At 67.5% G+C, this 1546-nt stretch carries 2 protein-coding genes; both read right to left on the bottom strand.

Features of this window, described 5'->3' with window-relative positions; all coding sequences use genetic code 11:
* Window positions 1-29 precede the first annotated feature (29 nt).
* Window positions 30-986 (bottom strand): FecR domain-containing protein, encoded by a 957-nt coding sequence (locus tag ACK1U9_RS09075; protein ID WP_449109837.1) that lies wholly within the window; start codon window positions 984-986, stop codon window positions 30-32.
* Window positions 983-1501 carry an RNA polymerase sigma factor gene (locus ACK1U9_RS09070; protein ID WP_015268687.1) on the bottom strand — a complete coding sequence of 173 codons (519 nt, stop codon included), beginning with the start codon at window positions 1499-1501 and terminating at the stop codon, window positions 983-985. Before ACK1U9_RS09070 ends, ACK1U9_RS09075 begins: the two co-directional genes overlap by 4 nt.
* Between the last annotated feature and the right edge of the window lie 45 nt (window positions 1502-1546).

The following is a 1546-nucleotide window of genomic DNA, read 5'->3' as shown; positions in this document are numbered from 1 at the left end:
GGTTTACCCGCGAAGAGGCCGGTGCAGGCCTACTTGGGACCGACGGTCACCCACCACTGGGTATGCCGCTCGACCTTCACCGGCAGCGCCGGCACCAGCGACGACAGCGCCAGATCGGTGTCGGTCAGCGGGAAGCTGCCGGTCACCCGCAGGTTGGCGACCTTGTCGTCTACTCCGAGGTAACCGCTGCGGTACTGGCCGAGCGCGGTCAGCAGGTCAGCCAGGCGTACGTTGTCCACCACCAGCATGCCGCGGGTCCAGGCGTCGGCACCGCCTGGCACCGTGCCGATTCGGCCAAGGCCGTTGGCGTTCATCAGCACCTGCTGACCTTCGCGCAGCACCTGTTCGTCGCCACTGTTCAGCGGCATGGCGGCTACCGAGGCTTGCAGCACTTCCAGGCGCGTGCCGTCGTCCTCGCGGCGCACCAGGAAGCGCGTGCCCAGTGGGCGAAGGCGGCCATCTTCGGTGCGCACCAGCAGCGGGCGCGGGTCCTGATGGCCGGTTTCGACCGAAATCTCGCCCTGATGCAGCACGATCACCCGTTGCTCGCCGGCGTAGTCGATGTCCACGGCAGTGTGGCTGTTCAGGCTCAGCAAGGTGCCGTCTTCCAGGCGCAGGGTACGCATTTCGCCGGTGGCGGTACGCTGGTCGGCCAGCCAGTAGCTCGGTGCCAGCGATGGTGCGCCGACCCAGGCCAGCAGCGAGCCCAAAAGAAACATGCCGGCCAGCCCGCCGCCGACCTTGCCGATGCGTCGGCGCAGGCCGGCGCGCGATTGCAGCAGGGCCTGGCGTGCCTGGCCGGCAGCGGCGCTCACGCGCTGGTCCATGGCGCCGAGCTGGCGCCAGGCGCGGGCGTGCTCCTCGCTGGCGGCATGCCAGCGCATGAATTCGCTGCGCTCGTCAGGTGTGCCGCTGCCGTTGTCGAGGCTGAGTTTCCAGGCAATGGCGGCTTCCAGCACCCGGGACGAAACCGGTGCACTGCTCACGTCGGCTCCCCGTACAGGGCCACGTAGCACTGGCGCATGCCCTGGGCGATGTACTGGCGCACCCGCGACACCGAAACCCCCATGCGCTCGGCGATTTCGGCATGGCTCATACCGTCCAGGCGATTGTGCAGGAATGCTGCGCGGGCCTTGCTCGACAGCTTGCCGAGCAGGCGGTCGATGGCCTTGAGGTCCTCAAGGATCAGATGTTGCACTTCCGGGGAAGGTTGTTCGGCTTCCGGCATCAGGGCCAGTTCGGCCAGGTAGGCCTGTTCCAGCGCTGCGCGGCGGAAGTGGTCGAACATCAGGCCTTTGGCCACGGCGGCCAGGAACGCGCGGGGTTCGCGGGGCGTATCCAGTTGCGCACGGCCAAGCAGGCGCACGAAGGTGTCCTGGCTCAGGTCTTCGGCACGTTGGCGGCAGGCCATGCTGCGTTGCAGCCAGGCGAGCAGCCAGCCGCGGTGGTCGCGGTACAGCGCACCGACCAGATCGGCGTGTGGGCTCTGTGCAGAAGACAAGCAGCGTCCCCCCGGAACGAATGCATTAACTAACGATAATTATTC

This window comes from Pseudomonas sp. XP1, assembly GCF_053557675.1.
Note: the sequence above shows the minus strand (reverse complement) of the source record. Positions and strands in the feature narration are given on the sequence as shown.